Genomic DNA, 17,919 nt, shown 5'->3' on the forward strand with positions numbered 1-17,919 from the left:
TCCCCGCGGCCGCCCCAGCGGACTCGCGCGGGTGCCCCTTTGAACCTTGGGAGACGGCCCCATGACCCAGCAGTCCGTGGAGCCCAAGACCACCGCCGAGGAGGCGGGAGCGGGTTCCCGCGTCCCCGCCGGCAGGTCCTGGCTCGACCGGTACTTCCACATATCCCACCGGGGATCGACGGTCGCGCGTGAGGTGCGCGGCGGCATCACCACCTTCATGGCGATGGCCTACATCGTCCTGCTCAACCCCGTGATCCTGTCCGGCAAGGACGCCGCGGGGGACACCCTGGGCCAGAAGGCCCTGATCACCGCGACGGCGTTCGCGGCGGCGCTCACCACGCTCCTGATGGGCTTCGTCGGCAAGGTGCCGCTCGCCCTGGCCGCCGGGCTCTCGGTATCCGGCGTGATCGCCGGGCAGGTCGTGCCCCAGATGACCTGGCCGCAGGCGATGGGCATGTGCGTGATGTACGGCGTGGTGATCATGCTCCTCGTGGTCACCGGGCTGCGCGAGATGATCATGAACGCGATCCCGCTCGCCCTGAAGCACGGCATCACCATGGGCATCGGCCTGTTCATCGCGATCATCGGCCTGGTGAAGGGCGGCTTCGTCCACCCGGGCGAGGCGACCCCGCTGACCCTCGGCCCCGCCGGTGAACTCGCCGGCTGGCCCGTCCTGCTCTTCGCGGGCACCCTGCTCCTGATCTTCATGCTCCAGGCGCGCAACACCCCCGGCGCGATCCTGATCGGCATCATCGCCGGCACCGTCGTCGCCTCCGTGCTGAACGCCACCGGGGTCATCGCCCCCGAGCAGTGGGCCAACGGCGCCCCCGAGCTGCACGGCAGCGCGGTCTCCATGCCGGACTTCTCGCTCTTCGGCGAGCTGGAGTTCGGCGGCTGGGGCGAGGTCGGCGCGATGACGGTCGGCATGATCGTCTTCACGCTGGTGCTGGCCGGGTTCTTCGACGCGATGGCCACCATCATCGGCGTCGGCACCGAGGCCAAGCTCGCCGACGACAAGGGCCGCATGCCGGGCCTGTCCAAGGCGCTGTTCATCGACGGCGCGGGCGGTGCCATCGGCGGCGTGGCGGGCGGCTCCGGCCAGACCGTCTTCGTCGAGTCCGCGACCGGCGTCGGCGAGGGCGCCCGTACCGGGCTCGCCTCGGTCGTCACCGGCCTGTTCTTCGCGGCCTGCCTGTTCTTCACGCCGATCACCGCGATCGTGCCCCAGGAGGTCGCCTCGGCCGCCCTGGTGGTCATCGGCGCGATGATGATGATGAACGCCCGGCACGTGGACTGGGCCGACCGGGCCACCGCGATCCCGGTCTTCCTGACCGTCGTCCTGATGCCGTTCACGTACTCCATCACGGCGGGCGTCGCGGCCGGTGTGATCTCCTACGTCGCCATCAAGGTCGCCCAGGGCAAGGCCCGGGAGATCGGCGTCTTCATGTGGGCCCTGACGGTGATCTTCGTCGTCTACTTCGCCCTCAACCCGATCGAGAGCTGGCTGGGCGTGCACTAGCCGCCGCATCGGGAACCCTTCCCGTACCCCTTGTCCAAGGAGACCGACAGATGCTGGACATTGCCGAAGAGCTGGACCGGTGGGTCGAGCACGGACGCGACGTCGCCGTGGCCACCGTGGTGGCCGTCGGCGGCAGCGCGCCCCGCCAGCCCGGCGCCGCCCTCGCGGTGGACGCCGACGGCACGGTGATCGGCTCGGTGTCCGGCGGCTGCGTGGAGGGGGCCGTGTACGAGCTGTGCCGGCAGGCCCTGGAGGACGGCGAAACCGTGCTCGAACGCTTCGGCTACAGCGACGAGGACGCCTTCGCCGTGGGGCTGACCTGCGGCGGTGTCATCGACATCCTGGTCACACCGGTACGGGCGGCCGATCCCGCCCGCCCGGTGTACGCCGCCGCGCTCGCCGCCGCCGCGCGGGGGGAGGCGGCGGCGGTGGCACGGATCGTGAGCGGTCCGGCGGAACTGACTGGCCGCGCCCTCCTCGTCCGCCCCGACGGCTCGCACGAGGGCGGTTTCGGCGCCCACCCCGAGCTGGACCGCACGGTGGCCGCCGAGGCCGGCGCCTTCCTGGACGCCGGGCGCACCGGCACCCTGGAGATCGGAGAGCAGGGCTCGCGTTGCGGAGCACCGCTCACGCTGCTGATCGAGTCCTCGGTCCCGGCACCCCGCATGATCGTCTTCGGTGCGATCGACTTCGCCTCCGCGCTGGTCCGGGCCGGCAAGTTCCTCGGCTACCACGTGACGGTGTGCGACGCGCGCCCCGTCTTCGCCACGGCCGTCCGCTTCCCCGATGCGGACGAGATCGTCGTCGAGTGGCCGCACGAGTACCTGGCCCGCACCGACGTGGACGCGCGGACGGTGCTGTGCGTCCTGACCCACGACGCCAAGTTCGACGTACCGCTGCTGCGGCTCGCCCTGCGCCTGCCGGTGGCGTACGTCGGCGCGATGGGTTCCCGCCGCACCCACCTGGAACGCAACGCCCGGCTGCGGGAGGTCGGCGTGAGCGACCTGGAGCTGAACCGCCTCAGGTCACCCATCGGCCTCGACCTCGGCGCCCGCACCCCCGAGGAGACGGCCCTCTCCATCGCCGCCGAGATCATCGCGACCCGCCGCGGGGGCACCGGCGCCTCCCTGACCGGCGCCCACACCCCGATCCACCACGACGGCCCGACGGCGTCCCCGGCGGGGAGGATCGGATCGGTGGCCTGACCGGGTGCCGTCCGTTCAGGCCAGATCACTCAGCCGCTCTGCTTGGCTGACGCTTCTCATGGTGCAGACGACAGGTCAGCGGTCTGGGGGGAAGCCCAGCTTGTCGAGCAGCGTGCTGAAGAGGTCCTCCACGGAGGACTCGCACGACCTCGGCGTCGCGGCAACGACCGCCGATCTGTACCACCGGGGCATGATGCCGCTGGTCGTCTTCACCGGAGCGACCAGCCGCACCACTCGCGACGCGCTTGCTGATCTATCCCGCGCAAGGCTTCATGATCACGCAAGACGTGCCGGACGGAGTGCTCCGCGCGTACGAACCGCCCCTGTCGAGTGGCTTCACGAGCCGCCTCGCGCCGCGGGCGAGCGCAGGAAGCTGACCCTCACCTCGACCTCGTAAGTGACACCTCCGCGACCACCGGCCGGTGGTCCGAGGCCTCGGCCTCGTCCGGCACGGACGCGCCGCGCGCCCGCACGCCCTCGCCCACCGCCACGTAGTCGATGCGCTTCACGGGGGCCGCGGCCGGGTACGTGCCGCCGGTGCGCGGACCGGCGTCGCGCAGGTCCGCCCAGAGCGGCTGGAGTTCGGGTGCCGAGGGCTCCGCGTTGAAGTCGCCGAGCAGGACCTGGCGCACCCCCGGCAGCGCCGCCCGCTCCCGGGCCATGATGCGGCGGGTGTCGGCCACCTGCGCCTCCCGGACCGCCGGGTCCGGCCGGTAGTCGAGGTGCGTCACGAACACCTGCACCGGCACTCCGCGCACCTTGAGCGTCACCTCGCCGAATCCGGGCGCGGGGGCCGGCACCGGGTTCTCGTCCTGCGTGGACAGGCGCGTGATCTCGTGGTTGGCCTCCGAACGGACCGGGAAGCGGGAGAGGACGGCCACGCCGTACTCGCGCCGCGGGCCCCCGGCCTCCACCGGGTCGAGGCTGTAGATCGGCGCGAACGACACCCGCATCCCGAGCCGCCGCGCCAACTCGCCCGCGATGTCGAGTTCCTGGCTGCGCGCGCCCCAGTGCACGTCGACCTCCTGGAGGCCGATCACGTCCGCGTCGAGCGCGCGCAGCGCGGCCACCTGCCGGTCCAGGTCGAAGACGCCGTCCGATCCGATCCCGGCGTGGATGTTGTAGGTGGCGACGCGCAGGGGGGCCGGGGGGCCCTGGTGGGCGGAGGCGGGCGGGGCCGCCAGAGCCACCGTCAACAGGGCAGCGGTGAGGGGCAGTTGCACGAGGACGCGCGCTCGGGGTGACATGTCGGCACCGTACGCGGGAAACGCCGGTGGCGCGGTGCGCGGCGCGAACTCGTCCGCGAGCCGTCCCCCGTCCGCAACCGGTGGTTCACGGGTGGCGCAGGAGGTGGTTGACCGCGCGGCCGAAGACGTACCGGCCCGACCTGCCGAGGACGCCGTCGAAGAGGGAGGGCAGCGGGCGGACGCTCAGCTCCTCGCGCCACAGGACGCGGGCCCGGCCTCCGGGGCCCGGGCGGACCTCGATCTCGGCCCAGCCCCGGACCAGCCGGCCGCGCTTCTCCAGTCGGCACAGGCCGGGGGTGTCGTCCTCCAGCGGGGGCCGCCAGACCGTCACCTCCATGCGGTCGTCGAAGGCGAGCGGACCGGTGCCGGTACGGGCCACGATCACCGTGCCCGCGCGGGTGGGCCCGGGCGTGGCGACGGTGACCCGGGTGAGCGGCACGACATCGCCGTGCCGCTGCCAGGTGGTGAGCCGGCGCCATGCCTCGTCCAGGGGGAGCGGGGCGGTACGTTCGAGCGAGAAGGTGACCACGTCACGATCGTAGGGAACCGACCCCGAGGACACCTCGCAACAGGCCCTAGCGGTACACCTTGCCCGGTTCGGCCTTCCCGGGCGCCAGTAGCTGGGGCACCGTCACGAAGACGTAGCCCCGCGCCTTGAGCGCGTCGATGATGCCGGGCACGGCCGGGACGGTGCCGTCGTAGAGGTCGTGGAGCAGGATGATGCCGTCCCGGGACGACTGGTCGAGGACGCGTTCGGTGATCAGGTCGGAGTCGTCGGTCTGGTAGTCCTTGGCGGTCACGCTCCACAGCACCTCCGCCAGCCCCAGCTCCCGGCAGATCTCGTGCACCGTGTCGTTCGTGCGGCCCTGCGGCGGGCGCATCAGGGTCGGGCGCTGCCCGGTCAGGCGCTCTATCGCCCTGTTGGGGCGCTCCAGTTCCTCGCGTATCTCGTCCGGTTCGGCGTCCGTGAGGATCTGGTGCGTCCAGGTGTGGCTGGCCACCTCGTGGCCCTCGTCGGCCATGCGTCTGACCAGCTCGGGATAGGTGTCGATGTGCCGTCTGCCGAGCAGGAAGAAGGTCGCCGGGACCTGTTTCTCCTTGAGTATGTCGAGGAGCCGCGCGGAGTGCTCGCTGGGTCCGGCGTCGAAGGTCAGCGCGATGCACTTGACGCGGCCGCAGTCGACCGTGCCGAACTCGGCCCGTGCCTGGGCGCCCGCCGCGCTCCTGACGGAGCTGGGGGAGGTCGTCTCCAGTCTCGTGCAGCCGCTCAGCGCGAGTGAGGCGGCGGCCGCGAGAGCCGCGACCGCACGCAACCCGGTCCCCGTTTTCGTCATCTTCTTGTTCAGCTTCTTGGTCAGCGAAGGCATGCGGGGAATATACATAGCGTGTATAGACGGGGTTCATAGTGCCCCTCGAATGGCAGTTCGGGGTAGTGGGGGCGTGCGCAGGGTTACTCAGCCGACACGCAAGTGACGGTGAGAGCGAGGAGAGACCCGTGAGCGAGACCCCCGTGGGCGGCAGCCCCGTGAGCAGACGTGTCTGGCACCGGGCCCTGGTGACCGGCGGTGCCGGATTCGTGGGCTCCCACCTGTGCGGCCGGCTGCTCGGCACCGGCACCGACGTCGTGTGCCTCGACAACCTGGCCACCGGTTCGCGCACCAATGTCGCCGACCTCGAACGGCACCGTGGCTTCCGCTTCGTCCACGCCGACGCCACCGACCCGGCGGCCCTGCGCGGCCTGCCCGGGCGGTTCGACCTGGTCCTGCACTTCGCCTGTCCCGCCTCGCCCGCCGACTACCTCCGGCTGCCCCTGGAGACCCTCGACGTCGGCAGCACCGGCACCCGCAACGCCCTGGAACGGGCCCGGGCCGACGGCGCCCGCTTCCTGCTCGCCTCCACCTCCGAGGTCTACGGCGACCCGCTGGAGCACCCGCAGCGCGAGACGTACTGGGGCAACGTCAACCCGATCGGCCCGCGCAGCGTCTACGACGAGTCCAAGCGCTTCGCCGAGGCCCTGGTCACCGCCCACCGCCAGGTGCACGGCACCGACGCCGCCATCGTCCGCATCTTCAACACCTACGGCCCCCGCATGCGCACCGGTGACGGCCGCGCCGTCCCCACCTTCATCGCGCAGGCACTGGACGGCATGCCGCTCACGGTCGCCGGCGACGGTGGCCAGACCCGCTCCCTGTGCTACGTCGACGACACCGTCGAGGGCGTCCTGGCCCTCGCCGCGTCAGGGGAGACCGGGCCGATGAACATCGGCGGCGCGGACGAGATCACCATGCTGGAACTGGCCCGCCGTGTCGTCGAGCTCACCGGCTCCGGCTCCCGCATCCGCTTCGTCGACCGCCCCGTCGACGACCCGGGCCGGCGCAGGCCGGACACCACCCTGGCGCGGGAGCGGCTCGGGTGGCGGCCGCGGGTCGGGTGGAGCGAGGGGCTGGAGCGGACCATCGGCTGGTTCGCGCACTCCGTCGCCGCGTAGGCCCACGGGGGCGGCGGGGGGCGGCGGGGGCCTTGGGAACGGCGGGAGGGGGCGCTGTTGCGCTCACACTCGGTGATTTGTCCGTTCTTTTGCGCAATTGAGCTGACTTCAAGTGTTTGAGGCTGGTGCGTGGCGGCACCCGCGACGCCAGACGAACCCCAGCAGCAGTCCCCCGGGACGGAGCGAGCCCCATGCGCATCCTCGGTATCAACGCCCTGTTCCACGACCCGGCCGCCGCCCTCGTCGTCGACGGCCGCACCGTCGCGGCCGCCGAGGAAGAGCGCTTCAGCCGCCGCAAGCACGGCAAGCGCCCGGTGCCCTTCTCCGCGTGGGAGGTGCCGGAGCTGTCGGCGCGGTGGTGCCTGGAACACGCCGGGGTACGGGCCGAGGAGCTGGACGCCGTCGCCTACTCCTTCGACCCGAAACTGGCCCGGCCCGCCCGCGACATGGGCCTGGACGACCCCTGGGACCCGCTCCGCCTGGAGTACGCCCGCCGGGCGCCCGAGTTCCTCGCCGAGGCACTGCCCGGGCTCGACCCCGACCAGGTCGTCTTCGTCCCGCACCACGTGGCGCACGCCGCTTCCGCCGGGCCGGCCTCGCCCCACCCCGACAACGACGTCCTCGTCCTCGACGGGCGCGGCGAGTCCGCCTCCCACCTGGCCGGCCGCTACCGCGACGGCAAGCTCGACACCCTCGTCGCCCAGGCCCTCCCGCACTCGCTGGGCCTGGTCTACGAGGAACTGACCGAGCACCTCGGCTTCCTGCGCAGCAGCGACGAGTACAAGGTGATGGCCCTCGCCTCCTACGGCACCCCCCGCCACCTCGCCCGCCTGCGCGAGCACGTGCACGCCACCGGCGACGGCGGCTTTCGCGCCCACGGCGTCGACTGGGCGGCCCTCGCCCCGGCCCGCGCCAAGGGCGAGGACTGGACGCGGGACCACGCCGACCTCGCCGCGAGCACCCAGGCGGCAGTGGAGGAACTGCTCCTCGAACTCGTCCACTGGCTGCACCGCGAGGCCCAGGGAGAGGCCCTCACCATGGCGGGCGGCGTCGCCCTCAACTGCGTCGCCAACTCGAAGATCGCCGCCCGCGGCCCGTACCGGCAGGTGTGGGTGCAGCCCGCCGCCGGCGACGCGGGCACGGCCCTCGGCGCCGCCCTGCACGTGGCCGCCCAGACGGCCGTCCCCGAGCCCATGCCGGGCGCCGACCTGGGCCGCGGCTGGAGCGACGAGGAGATCCGCGCCTGGCTGGAGACGGCCGCGATCCCGTACGAGGAACCCGACGACATCGCGGAGACGGTCGCCGAGGAACTCGCCCGCGACGGCGTCGTCGCCTGGTTCCAGGGCCGCAGCGAGTTCGGGCCGCGCGCCCTCGGGCACCGCTCCCTGATGGCGCACCCGGGCCGCGCGGAGAACCTGGAGCGGCTCAACCACGTCAAGGGCCGCGAGGAGTTCCGGCCGGTGGCGCCCATGGTGCTGGCCGACCGCGCCGCCGACCTCTTCACCGGCCCGATCCCCAGCCCGTACATGCTCTTCGTGCACGAGGTCGCCCCCGCGTGGCGCGACCGCATCCCGGCCGTCGTCCACGTCGACGGCACCGCCCGCATCCAGACCGTCGAGGAGCGCCGCGAACCCCTCGTCGCCCGGATGCTCACCGCCTTCGAACGGCGCACCGGGCTGCCCGTCGTCGTCAACACCAGCCTCAACACCGCCGGCCGGCCCATGGTCGACGACCCGCGCGACGCGCTGGAGTGCTTCGGCTCCGCACCCGTGGACCTGCTGGCCATCGGCCCGTTCGCGGTGCGCCGGGGGAGGGCGTTCGCATGACCGGCACACCCGCGACCGGCGCGTCCCTGACCGGGTACGCCGTCGTCGTCCCCACCCTCGTACGCCACACGCTGGCCGACTGCCTGGCCGCGCTGGCCGCCGCGCACGGGCCCGGCCCCGACGAGATCGTCCTCGTCGACGACCGGCCCGCGCCCGACGCCGACCCGGCCGACCTGGAGCACTCGCTGACCGTCCTCGGCGACCTGCGCGAACGCACCGTGGTGCTGCGCAGCGGGGGCCGGGGGCCCGCCGCCGCCCGCAACACCGGCATCCGCGCGGTCACCGCGCCCTGGACCGCCTTCCTCGACGACGACGTCCAGGTCGGCCCGCACTGGCGCGACCAGCTGATGCAGGACCTCGCCGAGGCCCCGCCCGACACGGGCGCGGTGCAGGGCGTGATCGCCGTTCCGCTGCCCGGCGAGCGCCCGCCCACCGACTGGGAGCGCGGCACCGCCGGCCTCGCGCGGGCCCGGTGGATCACCGCCGACATGGCCTACCGCACCGACGTGCTCAAAGAGGTCCACGGCTTCGACGAACGCTTCACCCGGGCCTTCCGTGAGGACGCCGACCTCGCGCTGCGCGTCCTCGACGCGGGCTGGCGCATCCGGCGGGGCCGCCGCACCACCCGCCACCCCGTGCGCCCCGCCTCCCGCTGGGTCTCCCTGAAGCAGCAGAGGGGCAACGCCGACGACGCCCTGATGCGGCGGCTGCACGGCCCCGAGTGGTGGGCCAAGGCGGTGGCGCCCAGAGGCCGGATCAGGCGTCACGCGGCGATCACCGCGGCCGGTGCCGCCGCCGTCGCCCTCGCCGCCGCCGGCCGCCCCCGGGCCGCCGCGGCCGCCGGCCTGGGCTGGGCCGCGGGCACCGCCGAGTTCGCCTGGGCGCGGATCGCCCCGGGCCCCCGCACCCGCCAGGAGGTCACCACCATGCTGGTCACCAGCGCGCTCATCCCCGCCGCCGCGACCTGGCACCGGCTGAGCGGACTGTGGCGGCACCGCTCCGCCCCCGCCTGGCGGGAGGTGGCCGCATGAGCCCCGTCCAGGCCGTGCTCTTCGACCGCGACGGCACCCTCGTCCACGACGTCCCCTACAACGGCGACCCCGAACGGGTCCGGCCCGTCGACGGCGCCCGCGAGGCGGTCGCGCTGCTGCGCGCCCACGGCGTCCGCGTCGGCGTCGTCACCAACCAGTCCGGCGTCGCCCGCGGCCTGATCAGCGAGACCGACGTCCGCCACGTCAACCGGCGGATCGACGACCTCGTCGGCCCCTTCGACGTCTGGGCGATCTGCCCGCACGGCCCCGACGACGGCTGCCGCTGCCGCAAGCCGCAGCCCGGCCTGGTCCTCCACGCGGCGGACCGCCTCGGCGCCACCCCCGCCGACTGCGTCGTCATCGGCGACATCGGCGCCGACACCGAGGCCGCCGCACGGGCGGGTGCCCACGGCATCCTCGTCCCCAACACCCGGACCCGCCCCGAGGAGACCGCCGCCGCGCCCCACGTCGCCCCCGACCTGCTCACCGCCGTACGAGCGCTGCTCGACGCCGCGCCCCCGGTCCGCACCCCGGCGGACGCCGGGAGCGGTGCCCCCGCCGGGGCCGGGGCGTCCCGGCGGCGTCCCGTCGCCGACACCCGCCGGAGGACGCGATGAAGGCGATCGTCACCCGGCTCGACAGCTTCGGCGACGTCCTGCTCGCCGGGCCCGCCGTACGGGCCGTGGCCGCGCGGGCCGACCACGTCACCCTGCTGTGCGGCTCGCGCGGCGCACCCGCCGCCCGGCTGCTGCCCGGCGTGGACGAGGTCCTGGTGTGGGACGCCCCCTGGGGCGGGTTCCGGCCGCCCGACGTCAGCCGCGAGGACATCGACGCGCTCGTGGACCGCATCGACGCCGACACCGCGCTGGTCCTCACCTCCTTCCACCAGTCCCCGCTGCCCACCGCCCTGGTGCTGCGCCTCGCCGGCGTCCGGCACATCGCCGCGGACAGCGTCGACTACCCCGGCTCGCTGCTCGACCTGCGCCACCGGCGCGCCCCGCACGCCCACGAGGTGGAGGCGGCGCTCGACCTCGCCGAGGCCGCCGGCTTCCCCCGGCCCGACGACGGACGGCTGCGGGTGCACGCGCCGCCCCGCACCGAGGACCTCACCGGCCCCGGCCCCTACGTCGTCCTCCACCCCGGCGCCAGCGTCCCCGCCCGTGCCTGGAGCCCGGACCGCGCCGCCGAGGCCGTACGCGAACTGGCTGCCGCCGGGCACCGGGTGCTCGTCACCGGCGGCCCCGACGAGCGCGACCTCACCGCCCATGTCGCGGGCGGGCACGGCACCGACCTCGGCGGCCGCACCGAGGCCCCGGAGCTGTCCGGCGTCCTCGCGGGCGCGAGCGTCGTCGTCACCGGCAACACGGCACCCGCCCACCTCGCCGCCGCCGTCGGCACCCCGGTCGTGTCCCTGTTCGCGCCCGTCGTACCGGCGGAGCGCTGGCGGCCGTACGGCGTCCCGTACCTCCTGCTCGGCGACCAGGACGCGCCCTGCGCCGACAGCAGGGCCCGGGACTGCCCCGTCCCCGGCCACCCCTGCCTGAACACCGTCACGGCGACCGACGTGGCCGCCGCCGTCGAGAAACTCCTGGGGGAGGCATGAGGATCCTCATCTGGCACGTGCACGGGTCGTGGACCACGGCCTTCGTGCAGGGCCCGCACACCTACCTCGTCCCCGTCACCCCGGACCGCGGACCCGACGGCCTCGGCCGCGCCCGCACCTGGGACTGGCCCGACTCCGTGATCGAAGTGGAGCCGGAGCGACTGCGCGACGAGCACATCGACCTCGTGATCCTCCAGCGGCCGCACGAACTCGCCCTGGCCGACCGGTGGCTCGGCCGCCGCCCCCCGCTCGTCTACCTGGAACACAACGCCCCCGACGGGAACGTGCCCGACACCCGCCACCCCGCCGCGGACCTCCCCGGCACCACCCTCGTCCACGTCACCCACTTCAACCGGCTGATGTGGGACGCGGGACCCGCCGAGACGGCCGTCGTCGAGCACGGCATCATCGACCCCGGCCACCGCTGGACCGGCGAGCTGGAACGCGCCGCCGTCGTCGTCAACGAACCCGTCCGGCGCGGGCGCACGACCGGCACGGACCTGCTCCCCGAGTTCGCCCGGGCCGCCCCGCTCGACGTGTTCGGCATGCGCACCGAGCAGCTCGCCGAGCACCTCGGTGTCGCCCCCGACCGCTGCCGCACCCAGGACGTCCCCCAGGCCGACCTGCACACCGAACTGGCCCGCCGCCGCGTCTACGTCCACCCCGTCCGCTGGACCTCCCTCGGCCTGTCCCTGCTGGAGGCCATGCACCTGGGCATGCCGGTGGTCGCCCTCGCCACCACCGAGGTGACCGAGGCCGTCCCCCCGGGCGCCGGGGTCGTCTCCAACCGCATCGACGTACTGACCGACGCCGTACGCGGCTTCCTCGCCGACCGGGCGCACGCGCGGACGGTCGGCGAGGAAGCCCGCGCGGCGGCCCTCGCCCGCTACGGGCTGTCCCGCTTCCTGGACGACTGGGAGCGGCTGCTGAAGGAGGTGACCCGATGAGGATCGCCATGGTGTCCGAGCACGCGAGCCCCCTCGCCGCGCTCGGCGGCGTCGACGCCGGTGGACAGAACGTCTACGTGGCCTGCCTCACCGAGGAGTTGGCCAAGCGCGGCCACGACGTCACGGTCTACACCCGCCGGGACGCCACCGACCTGCCCGACCGGGTGCCCCTGCCCGGCGGCGCGGTCGTCGAGCACGTGCCCGCCGGACCACCCACGGCCGTCCCCAAGGACGAACTCTTCCCGCACATGCCCGCCTTCGGCGCCCACCTGGCCCGGGCCTGGGCGAAAGGGCGGCCCGACGTGGTGCACGCCCACTTCTGGATGTCCGGCATGGCCGCGCAGATCGGCACCCGCCCGCACGGCATCCCGCTCGTGCAGACCTTCCACGCCCTCGGCACCGTCAAGCGGCGCCACCAGGGCCTGCGGGACACCAGCCCGTACGAGCGCGTCGGCATCGAACGGCAGCTCGGCCGCGCCTGCGAACGGGTCCTGGCCACCTGCACCGACGAGGTCGTCGAACTCGGCGACATGGGCGTACCGCCCCGGCAGATCTCCGTGGTGCCCTGCGGCGTGGACGTCGAGCACTTCCACCCCGCCGCCGACACCGGCCGCACCCCCGAGAGACGCCGGCGCCACCGCCTGCTCGCCTGCGGCCGGCTCGTACCCCGCAAGGGCTTTGACCAGGCCGTCCGCGCCCTGGCCCACATCCCCGACACCGAACTCCTGATCGCCGGCGGCCCGCCCGCCGGAGCCGTCGGCGCCGACCCGGAGGCCCGGCGCCTGACCGCGCTCGCCCACCGCGCCGGCGTCGCCGACCGGGTCCGGCTGCTCGGCGCCGTCGACCCGGACGACATGCCCGCCCTGCTCCGCAGCACCGACCTGGTGCTCTGCACCCCCCTCTACGAGCCGTTCGGCATCGTGCCGCTGGAGGCGATGGCCTGCGGCGTGCCGGTCCTCGCCACCGACGTCGGCGGCCACCGCGACTCCGTAGCCGACGGCACCACGGGCCGCCTGGTCACCCCGCGGGACCCGGACGCCGTCGCGGAAGCCGCCCGGGAACTCCTCGCCGACGAACGGCTGCGCCGCCAGTACGGCAGGAACGGCCGCGAACGCGTCCTCAGGCACTACACCTGGGCGCGCGTCGCCGACGGCGCGGAACAGGTCTACCGCCTGACCCTCGCCGACCACGCACTGTCGAAGGAGGTGGCGTGATGACCGTTCACCCGCCCGTCGTCGAGCACTGCGACGAACTCCAGGAAGCGCTGGGGGCGTTCCGCGCCTCCGCGCACATCACCGAACGCTGGGGCCGGCGGCTCGCCGCCGTACTCTCCGGCGGCGGCCGGCTGCTGGCCGCGGGCAACGGCGGCAGCGCCGCCCAGGCCCAGCACCTGACCGCCGAGATCGTCGGCCGCTACCGCGACGACCGGCCGCCGTTCTCCGCGATCGCCCTGCACGCCGACACCTCCAGCACCACCGCCATCGCCAACGACTACGGCGTCGACGAGGTGTTCGCCCGCCAGGTCCGGGCCCACGGCCGCGAGGGCGACGTCCTGATGATGCTCTCCACCAGCGGTGCCAGTGCCAACCTGCTCTCCGCCGCGGACGCCGCACGCGCCGCCGGGGTGCGGGTGTGGGCGCTGACCGGCTGTGAACCCAACCCCCTCATGGCGGGCAGCGACGAGTCCCTGTGCGTGGCCGCCCCCTCGACGGCCACCGTCCAGGAGATCCACCTGGTCGCCGTGCACATGATCTGCGCGGCCTTCGACGCGGCCCTCGAACGGGGCGTGCGCGGCACGGGACGGCGGAGGTGACGGAACGCATGGCCGACCGGACCCCCCTGGTCGTCGTCGGCGACGCCCTCCTCGACCGCGACCTCACCGGCTCGGCCGACCGGCTCGCCCCCGACGCGCCGGTCCCGGTGGTCGCCGAGTGCGCGGAACGCGTACGGCCCGGGGGAGCGGCCCTCGCCGCGTACCTCGCCGCCCGCGACGGCCGCGAGGTCACGCTGATCACCGGCCTGGGTGACGACCCGGCCGGCCTCGCCCTGCGCGAACTCCTCGAACCCTGGCTGACGCTGGTTCCCCTCCCGCTCACCGGAACGGTGCCCGAGAAGACCCGCGTGCTGGCGCAGGGCAGCCCCGTCGTCCGCCTCGACCGCGGCGGCGGCCGGGTCCACGAGGCCACCGAGGAGGCCCGCGCCGCGCTGCGCGACGCCCGCGCGGTCCTCGTCTCCGACTACGGCCGCGGCGCCGCCGACGCCCTGCGCGACGTACTGGCCGCGCGCCCGCCGCTGGTCTGGGACCCGCACCCGCGCGGGGGCCCGCCGGTGCCCGGCACCCGGCTGGTGACACCGGCCGAGAAGGAGGCGCACGGCTTCGCGCCCCGGGACGGCCGGGCGGGCGGAGGGCTGCGCACCGCCGCCCTCGCCGCCGCCGCGCTGGTGCGCGACTGGCGGGTGGCCGCGGTGACGGTGACCCTGGGCTCCCGCGGCGCCCTCCTCTCGTACGGCGAACACCCGCTGCTGGTCCCCGCCCCGGGCGCCCATCACGGCGACGCGTGCGGCGCGGGGGACCGGTTCGCCGCCACCGCCGCCGGACTGCTCGCCGACGGGGCGCTGGTGGGGGAGGCCGTCGAGGGCGCGGTGGGCGCCGCGACGGCGTTCGTCGCCGCGGGCGGGGCCGGCGCCCTGCCCCCGGCCGGCTCCGGCCCGGCGTCCGCCCCGGACACCGACTCCGGCGACCCGCGGGCCCTGACCGCCCGGGTCCGCGCCCAGCACGGCACGGTGGTCGCCGCGGGCGGTTGCTTCGACCTGCTGCACGCCGGCCACGTCGGTCTCCTCCAGGCCGCCCGGCGGCTCGGCGACTGCCTCGTCGTCTGCGTCAACTCCGACGCCTCCGTACGGCGCCGCAAGGGCGACGGCCGCCCCGTCAACCCCCTCGCCGACCGCGTCCGCGTGCTGCGCGCCCTGGCCTGCGTCGACGCCGTCGCCGTCTTCGACGAGGACACCCCCGAACGCCTCCTCGGCGACCTGCGCCCCGATGTCTGGGTCAAGGGCGGCGACTACGCGGGCGCGGACCTCCCCGAGGCCGCGCTCCTCCAGGAGTGGGGCGGCCAGGCGGTCCTCCTGCCCTACCTGGACGGCCGCTCCTCCACGGCCCTGCTGGCCCGGGCGGCGGAGGGGGTCCGATGACCCGGCACCCCCCGACCGGTGGTGCCCGTCCGCGGCTGCTCGTCCTGCGTGCCCTCGGGCTCGGGGACCTGCTCGCCGGGGTGCCCGCGCTGCGCGCGCTGCGTCGGGCGTATCCGGGGCACGAGCTGGTGCTGGCCGCCCCCGCCGAGCTGGCGCCGCTGGTCGCGGCGACGGGAGCCGTGGACCGGCTGCTGCCCGCCGCCGCACCCGGCCGCGCCGTCCCGCGCACCCTCGACTGGACCGGACCGCCCCCGGACGTCGCCGTCGACCTGCACGGCAACGGACCACTCAGCCACCGTCTCCTGGCGGGGCTGCGCCCGCTGAGGCTGCTGGCGTTCGCCCACCCGCGGACGCCCGAGGTGGACGGGCCGCCCTGGTACGCCGAGGAGCACGAGCGCGACCGCTGGTGCCGTCTGCTGCGGTCCTACGGCATCGACGCCGACCCGGCCGACCTGCGACTGCCCCGCCCCGGGACGCCGGCCCCCGCCCCCGGCGCCGCTGTTCTGCACCCCGGCGCCGGCGCCCCCTCCCGCTGCTGGCCCGTGGAGCGGTACGCGACCGTCGCCGAGGCGCTGCGCGCACGGCGGCACCGGGTCGTCGTGACCGGGGGAGCGGCGGAGGGCGACCTGGTGGCGAGGCTGGCCAAGCTCGCCCACCTGCCCGACACGGACGTGTTCGGCGGCGGCCTGCCCCTCGACCGGCTCTCCGCCCTGGTCGCCGGAGCCGGCGTCGTCGTCAGCGGCGACACCGGCGTCGCCCACCTCGCCGTCGCCCACGCCACCCCCTCCGTCACCCTCTTCGGCCCGGTCCCGCCCAGCCGCTGGGGCCCGCCCGACCATCCCCGTCACCGCGCCCTGTGGCACCCCGGCCCGGACGGCGACCCGCACGGCCGCGCGACCGACCCCGCGCTGCTGCGCATCCGTGCCGAGGACGTCCTGGCCGCACTCGACGCCCCGGGCGTCCTGGAAGAGGCACCATGAACCACGGCACGCCGCACCACGCCCCGGAACAGGCCGGGCCGCACGGACTGCCGGCCACCCGCGAACGGCCCCCCGCCGATCCCTCCGCGGTCGCCCCCGTCGGCATCGTCGTCGCGACCCGCAACCGCCGTGCGAGCCTCGCCGTCACCGTGCGGAACCTGCTCGCCCTGCCCGAGCGGCCCGAGGTCCTCGTCGTCGACAACGCCTCCACCGACGGCACCCGCGCCATGCTGGCCCGCGACTTCCCCCAGGTGCGCGTGGTCTCCCTGCCCTTCAACCGGGGCGCCCTCGCCCGCACCCACGGGGTCCGCGCCCTCGACACCCCGTACGTGGCGTTCAGCGACGACGACTCCTGGTGGGCGCCCGGCGCGCTCGGCACCGCGGCCGGGCTGTTCGACGAGCACCCGCGACTGGGCCTGGTCGCCGCCCGCGTCCTCGTGGGCCCGGCCGAGGACGCGGACCCCCTCAACGACCTGCTCGCCGGGTCCCCCCTCGGCCGCGCCGCCGACCTGCCCGGCACGCAGGTGCTCGGTTTCCTCGCCTGCGCCGCCGTCGCCCGGCGCACCGCCTACCTGGACGCGGGCGGCTACCACCCCCTGCTCTTCTTCGGCGGCGAGGAGACCCTCCTCGCCTACGACCTGGCCTCCCGCGGCTGGGGCGTCACGCACTGCCCCGACGTGACCGCCCATCACCACCCGGACCCCGCTCCCCGCGCCGACCGCCCGGCCGTCGTACGCCGCAACGCCCTGCTCACCGCCTGGCTGCGCCGCCCCCTCCCGCACGCCCTCGCCCGCACCCGCGCCCTCGCCGTCGAAGCACGCCACGACCCGCACGCCCGGCGCGCCCTGCGGGAGACGCTCACCCGCCTGCCCGCCGCCCTGCGCGCCCGCAGACCCCTGCCCCCGCACGTGGAGCGGGCCGCCCGCCTCCTCGACGGACGCGAGGGTGCCGACGGCACCGCCGGAGCGCCCCCATGACCGACGCCCGGACCACCGTCGTCGTCATCACCCACAACCGGCGCCGCGAACTCCTGCGCACCCTCGGCCACCTCGCCGGACTCCCCGAAGCACCGCAGGTCATCGTCACCGACAACGCCTCCACGGACGGCACCGCCTCCGCCGTCGCCCACCACCACCCGCACGTCGCGCTCCTGCGCCCCGGTAGCAACCTGGGCGCCGTCGGCCGCAACCTGGCGGTGCGGCAGGTCCGCACGCCCTACGTGGCCTTCTGCGACGACGACTCCTGGTGGGCGCCCGGCTCCCTGTCCGGGGCCGCCGATCTGCTCGACCGGCACCCGGCGGTCGGGGCGGTCACCGCCCGCATCGTCGTCGAACCGGGCGGCACCGAGGACCCGATCGTCAAGGAGCTGCGCGACTCGCCCGTGCCCCGCCCGGACTGGCTCCCGGGACCGGCCCTCGGGTCCTTCCTGGCCGCCGCGACCGTGCTGCGCACCGACGCCTTCCGGGCCGCGGGCGGCTTCCACCCCCGGCTGTGGCTGGGCGGCGAGGAGGAGCTGCTCGCCGCGGACCTGGCGGCGAACGGCTGGTGGCTGACGTACGCCGACCACCTGACGATCCACCACCAGCCCTCACGAGCACGGGACTCGACGCTGCGACGGGCGCACGGCATCCGCAACACGCTGTGGTTCACTTGGCTGCGCCGCCCGGCCGGCCCCGCCCTGCGCCGCACCCTCCACCTGGCCCGCACCGTCCCCCGCGACACCGCGTCCCTGCGCGCCTTCGCCGAGGCGACGGCCGCCCTGCCGTGGGTGCTCCGCGAACGCCGGGTGCTGCCGCCCGAGGTCGAGGCCCGCCTGCGCGCCCTGGAACCCGCCCAGCGCGACTCGACGGCCCGCAGCTACACCGGCTGACCGGCACCGGC

17 protein-coding genes are annotated in these 17,919 nt (G+C 75.2%); 14 read left to right on the forward strand and 3 right to left on the reverse strand.

Annotation, left to right across the window (positions count from 1 at the left end; translation table 11 throughout):
- The first annotated feature begins 61 nt into the window (after window positions 1-61).
- Both ACZ6EG_RS12090 and ACZ6EG_RS12095 read left to right on the forward strand, forming a co-directional pair.
- The gene (locus ACZ6EG_RS12090; protein ID WP_391968539.1) at window positions 62-1,519 is read left to right on the forward strand and encodes an NCS2 family permease; all 1,458 of its coding nucleotides are present in this window, start codon (window positions 62-64) and stop codon (window positions 1,517-1,519) included.
- Window positions 1,520-1,569: 50 nt separating this feature from the next.
- On the forward strand, window positions 1,570-2,724 hold the full coding sequence (locus ACZ6EG_RS12095) for an XdhC family protein (RefSeq protein ID WP_469603901.1): 1,155 nt from the start codon (window positions 1,570-1,572) through the stop codon (window positions 2,722-2,724).
- Window positions 2,725-3,104: 380 nt separating this feature from the next.
- Here ACZ6EG_RS12095 and ACZ6EG_RS12100 read toward each other — a convergent pair whose 3' ends face one another.
- The 3 genes from ACZ6EG_RS12100 to ACZ6EG_RS12110 form a co-directional block, all read right to left on the reverse strand.
- Window positions 3,105-3,971, reverse strand: a complete 867-nt coding sequence (locus tag ACZ6EG_RS12100) for an endonuclease/exonuclease/phosphatase family protein (RefSeq protein ID WP_469603904.1) — start codon at window positions 3,969-3,971, stop codon at window positions 3,105-3,107.
- 85 nt (window positions 3,972-4,056) lie between these two features.
- Window positions 4,057-4,500, reverse strand: a complete 444-nt coding sequence (locus ACZ6EG_RS12105; protein WP_391968536.1) for an SRPBCC family protein — start codon at window positions 4,498-4,500, stop codon at window positions 4,057-4,059.
- Window positions 4,501-4,546: 46 nt separating this feature from the next.
- A complete protein-coding gene (locus ACZ6EG_RS12110; protein WP_391968717.1) occupies window positions 4,547-5,305 on the reverse strand; it encodes a polysaccharide deacetylase family protein in 759 nt (252 codons plus the stop codon).
- A gap of 161 nt (window positions 5,306-5,466) precedes the next feature.
- Here ACZ6EG_RS12110 and ACZ6EG_RS12115 point away from each other — a divergent pair, with 161 nt between their 5' ends.
- The 12 genes from ACZ6EG_RS12115 to ACZ6EG_RS12170 all read left to right on the forward strand — a co-directional run bounded on the left by ACZ6EG_RS12115 (window position 5,467) and on the right by ACZ6EG_RS12170 (window position 17,908).
- Window positions 5,467-6,459 carry an NAD-dependent epimerase/dehydratase family protein gene (locus ACZ6EG_RS12115; RefSeq protein ID WP_391968535.1) on the forward strand — a complete coding sequence of 331 codons (993 nt, stop codon included), beginning with the start codon at window positions 5,467-5,469 and terminating at the stop codon, window positions 6,457-6,459.
- A 191-nt stretch (window positions 6,460-6,650) separates the two neighbouring features.
- Complete coding sequence (locus ACZ6EG_RS12120) at window positions 6,651-8,285, forward strand: carbamoyltransferase family protein (protein ID WP_469603909.1); 1,635 nt, start codon at window positions 6,651-6,653, stop codon at window positions 8,283-8,285.
- Window positions 8,282-9,316, forward strand: coding sequence for a glycosyltransferase (locus ACZ6EG_RS12125; RefSeq protein ID WP_391968533.1), 1,035 nt, complete (start codon window positions 8,282-8,284; stop codon window positions 9,314-9,316). The genes ACZ6EG_RS12120 and ACZ6EG_RS12125 overlap by 4 nt, the downstream gene beginning before the upstream one ends.
- Window positions 9,313-9,933, forward strand: coding sequence for a D-glycero-alpha-D-manno-heptose-1,7-bisphosphate 7-phosphatase (locus tag ACZ6EG_RS12130; RefSeq protein ID WP_391968532.1), 621 nt, complete (start codon window positions 9,313-9,315; stop codon window positions 9,931-9,933). The genes ACZ6EG_RS12125 and ACZ6EG_RS12130 overlap by 4 nt, the downstream gene beginning before the upstream one ends.
- Entirely contained in the window at window positions 9,930-10,919 is a 990-nt protein-coding gene (locus ACZ6EG_RS12135) for a glycosyltransferase family 9 protein (RefSeq protein ID WP_391968531.1), read from the forward strand. The genes ACZ6EG_RS12130 and ACZ6EG_RS12135 overlap by 4 nt, the downstream gene beginning before the upstream one ends.
- Entirely contained in the window at window positions 10,916-11,866 is a 951-nt protein-coding gene (locus ACZ6EG_RS12140; protein ID WP_391968530.1) for a glycosyltransferase, read from the forward strand. The genes ACZ6EG_RS12135 and ACZ6EG_RS12140 overlap by 4 nt, the downstream gene beginning before the upstream one ends.
- Window positions 11,863-13,080: a glycosyltransferase family 4 protein gene (locus ACZ6EG_RS12145; protein ID WP_469603914.1), complete on the forward strand. Its 1,218-nt coding sequence runs from the start codon at window positions 11,863-11,865 to the stop codon at window positions 13,078-13,080. The genes ACZ6EG_RS12140 and ACZ6EG_RS12145 overlap by 4 nt, the downstream gene beginning before the upstream one ends.
- Entirely contained in the window at window positions 13,080-13,679 is a 600-nt protein-coding gene (locus ACZ6EG_RS12150) for a D-sedoheptulose-7-phosphate isomerase (RefSeq protein WP_391968528.1), read from the forward strand. Before ACZ6EG_RS12145 ends, ACZ6EG_RS12150 begins: the two co-directional genes overlap by 1 nt.
- Window positions 13,680-13,687: 8 nt before the next feature.
- The gene (gene rfaE2, locus ACZ6EG_RS12155) at window positions 13,688-15,058 is read left to right on the forward strand and encodes a D-glycero-beta-D-manno-heptose 1-phosphate adenylyltransferase (protein ID WP_391968527.1); all 1,371 of its coding nucleotides are present in this window, start codon (window positions 13,688-13,690) and stop codon (window positions 15,056-15,058) included.
- The gene (locus ACZ6EG_RS12160; protein ID WP_391968526.1) at window positions 15,055-16,038 is read left to right on the forward strand and encodes a glycosyltransferase family 9 protein; all 984 of its coding nucleotides are present in this window, start codon (window positions 15,055-15,057) and stop codon (window positions 16,036-16,038) included. Before rfaE2 ends, ACZ6EG_RS12160 begins: the two co-directional genes overlap by 4 nt.
- Window positions 16,035-17,015 (forward strand): glycosyltransferase family 2 protein, encoded by a 981-nt coding sequence (locus tag ACZ6EG_RS12165; RefSeq protein ID WP_391968525.1) that lies wholly within the window; start codon window positions 16,035-16,037, stop codon window positions 17,013-17,015. The genes ACZ6EG_RS12160 and ACZ6EG_RS12165 overlap by 4 nt, the downstream gene beginning before the upstream one ends.
- The gene (locus tag ACZ6EG_RS12170) at window positions 17,012-17,908 is read left to right on the forward strand and encodes a glycosyltransferase family 2 protein (protein WP_469603919.1); all 897 of its coding nucleotides are present in this window, start codon (window positions 17,012-17,014) and stop codon (window positions 17,906-17,908) included. Before ACZ6EG_RS12165 ends, ACZ6EG_RS12170 begins: the two co-directional genes overlap by 4 nt.
- Window positions 17,909-17,919: the final 11 nt, after the last annotated feature.

The sequence above is a fragment of the Streptomyces sp. NPDC041968 genome (assembly GCF_055589025.1).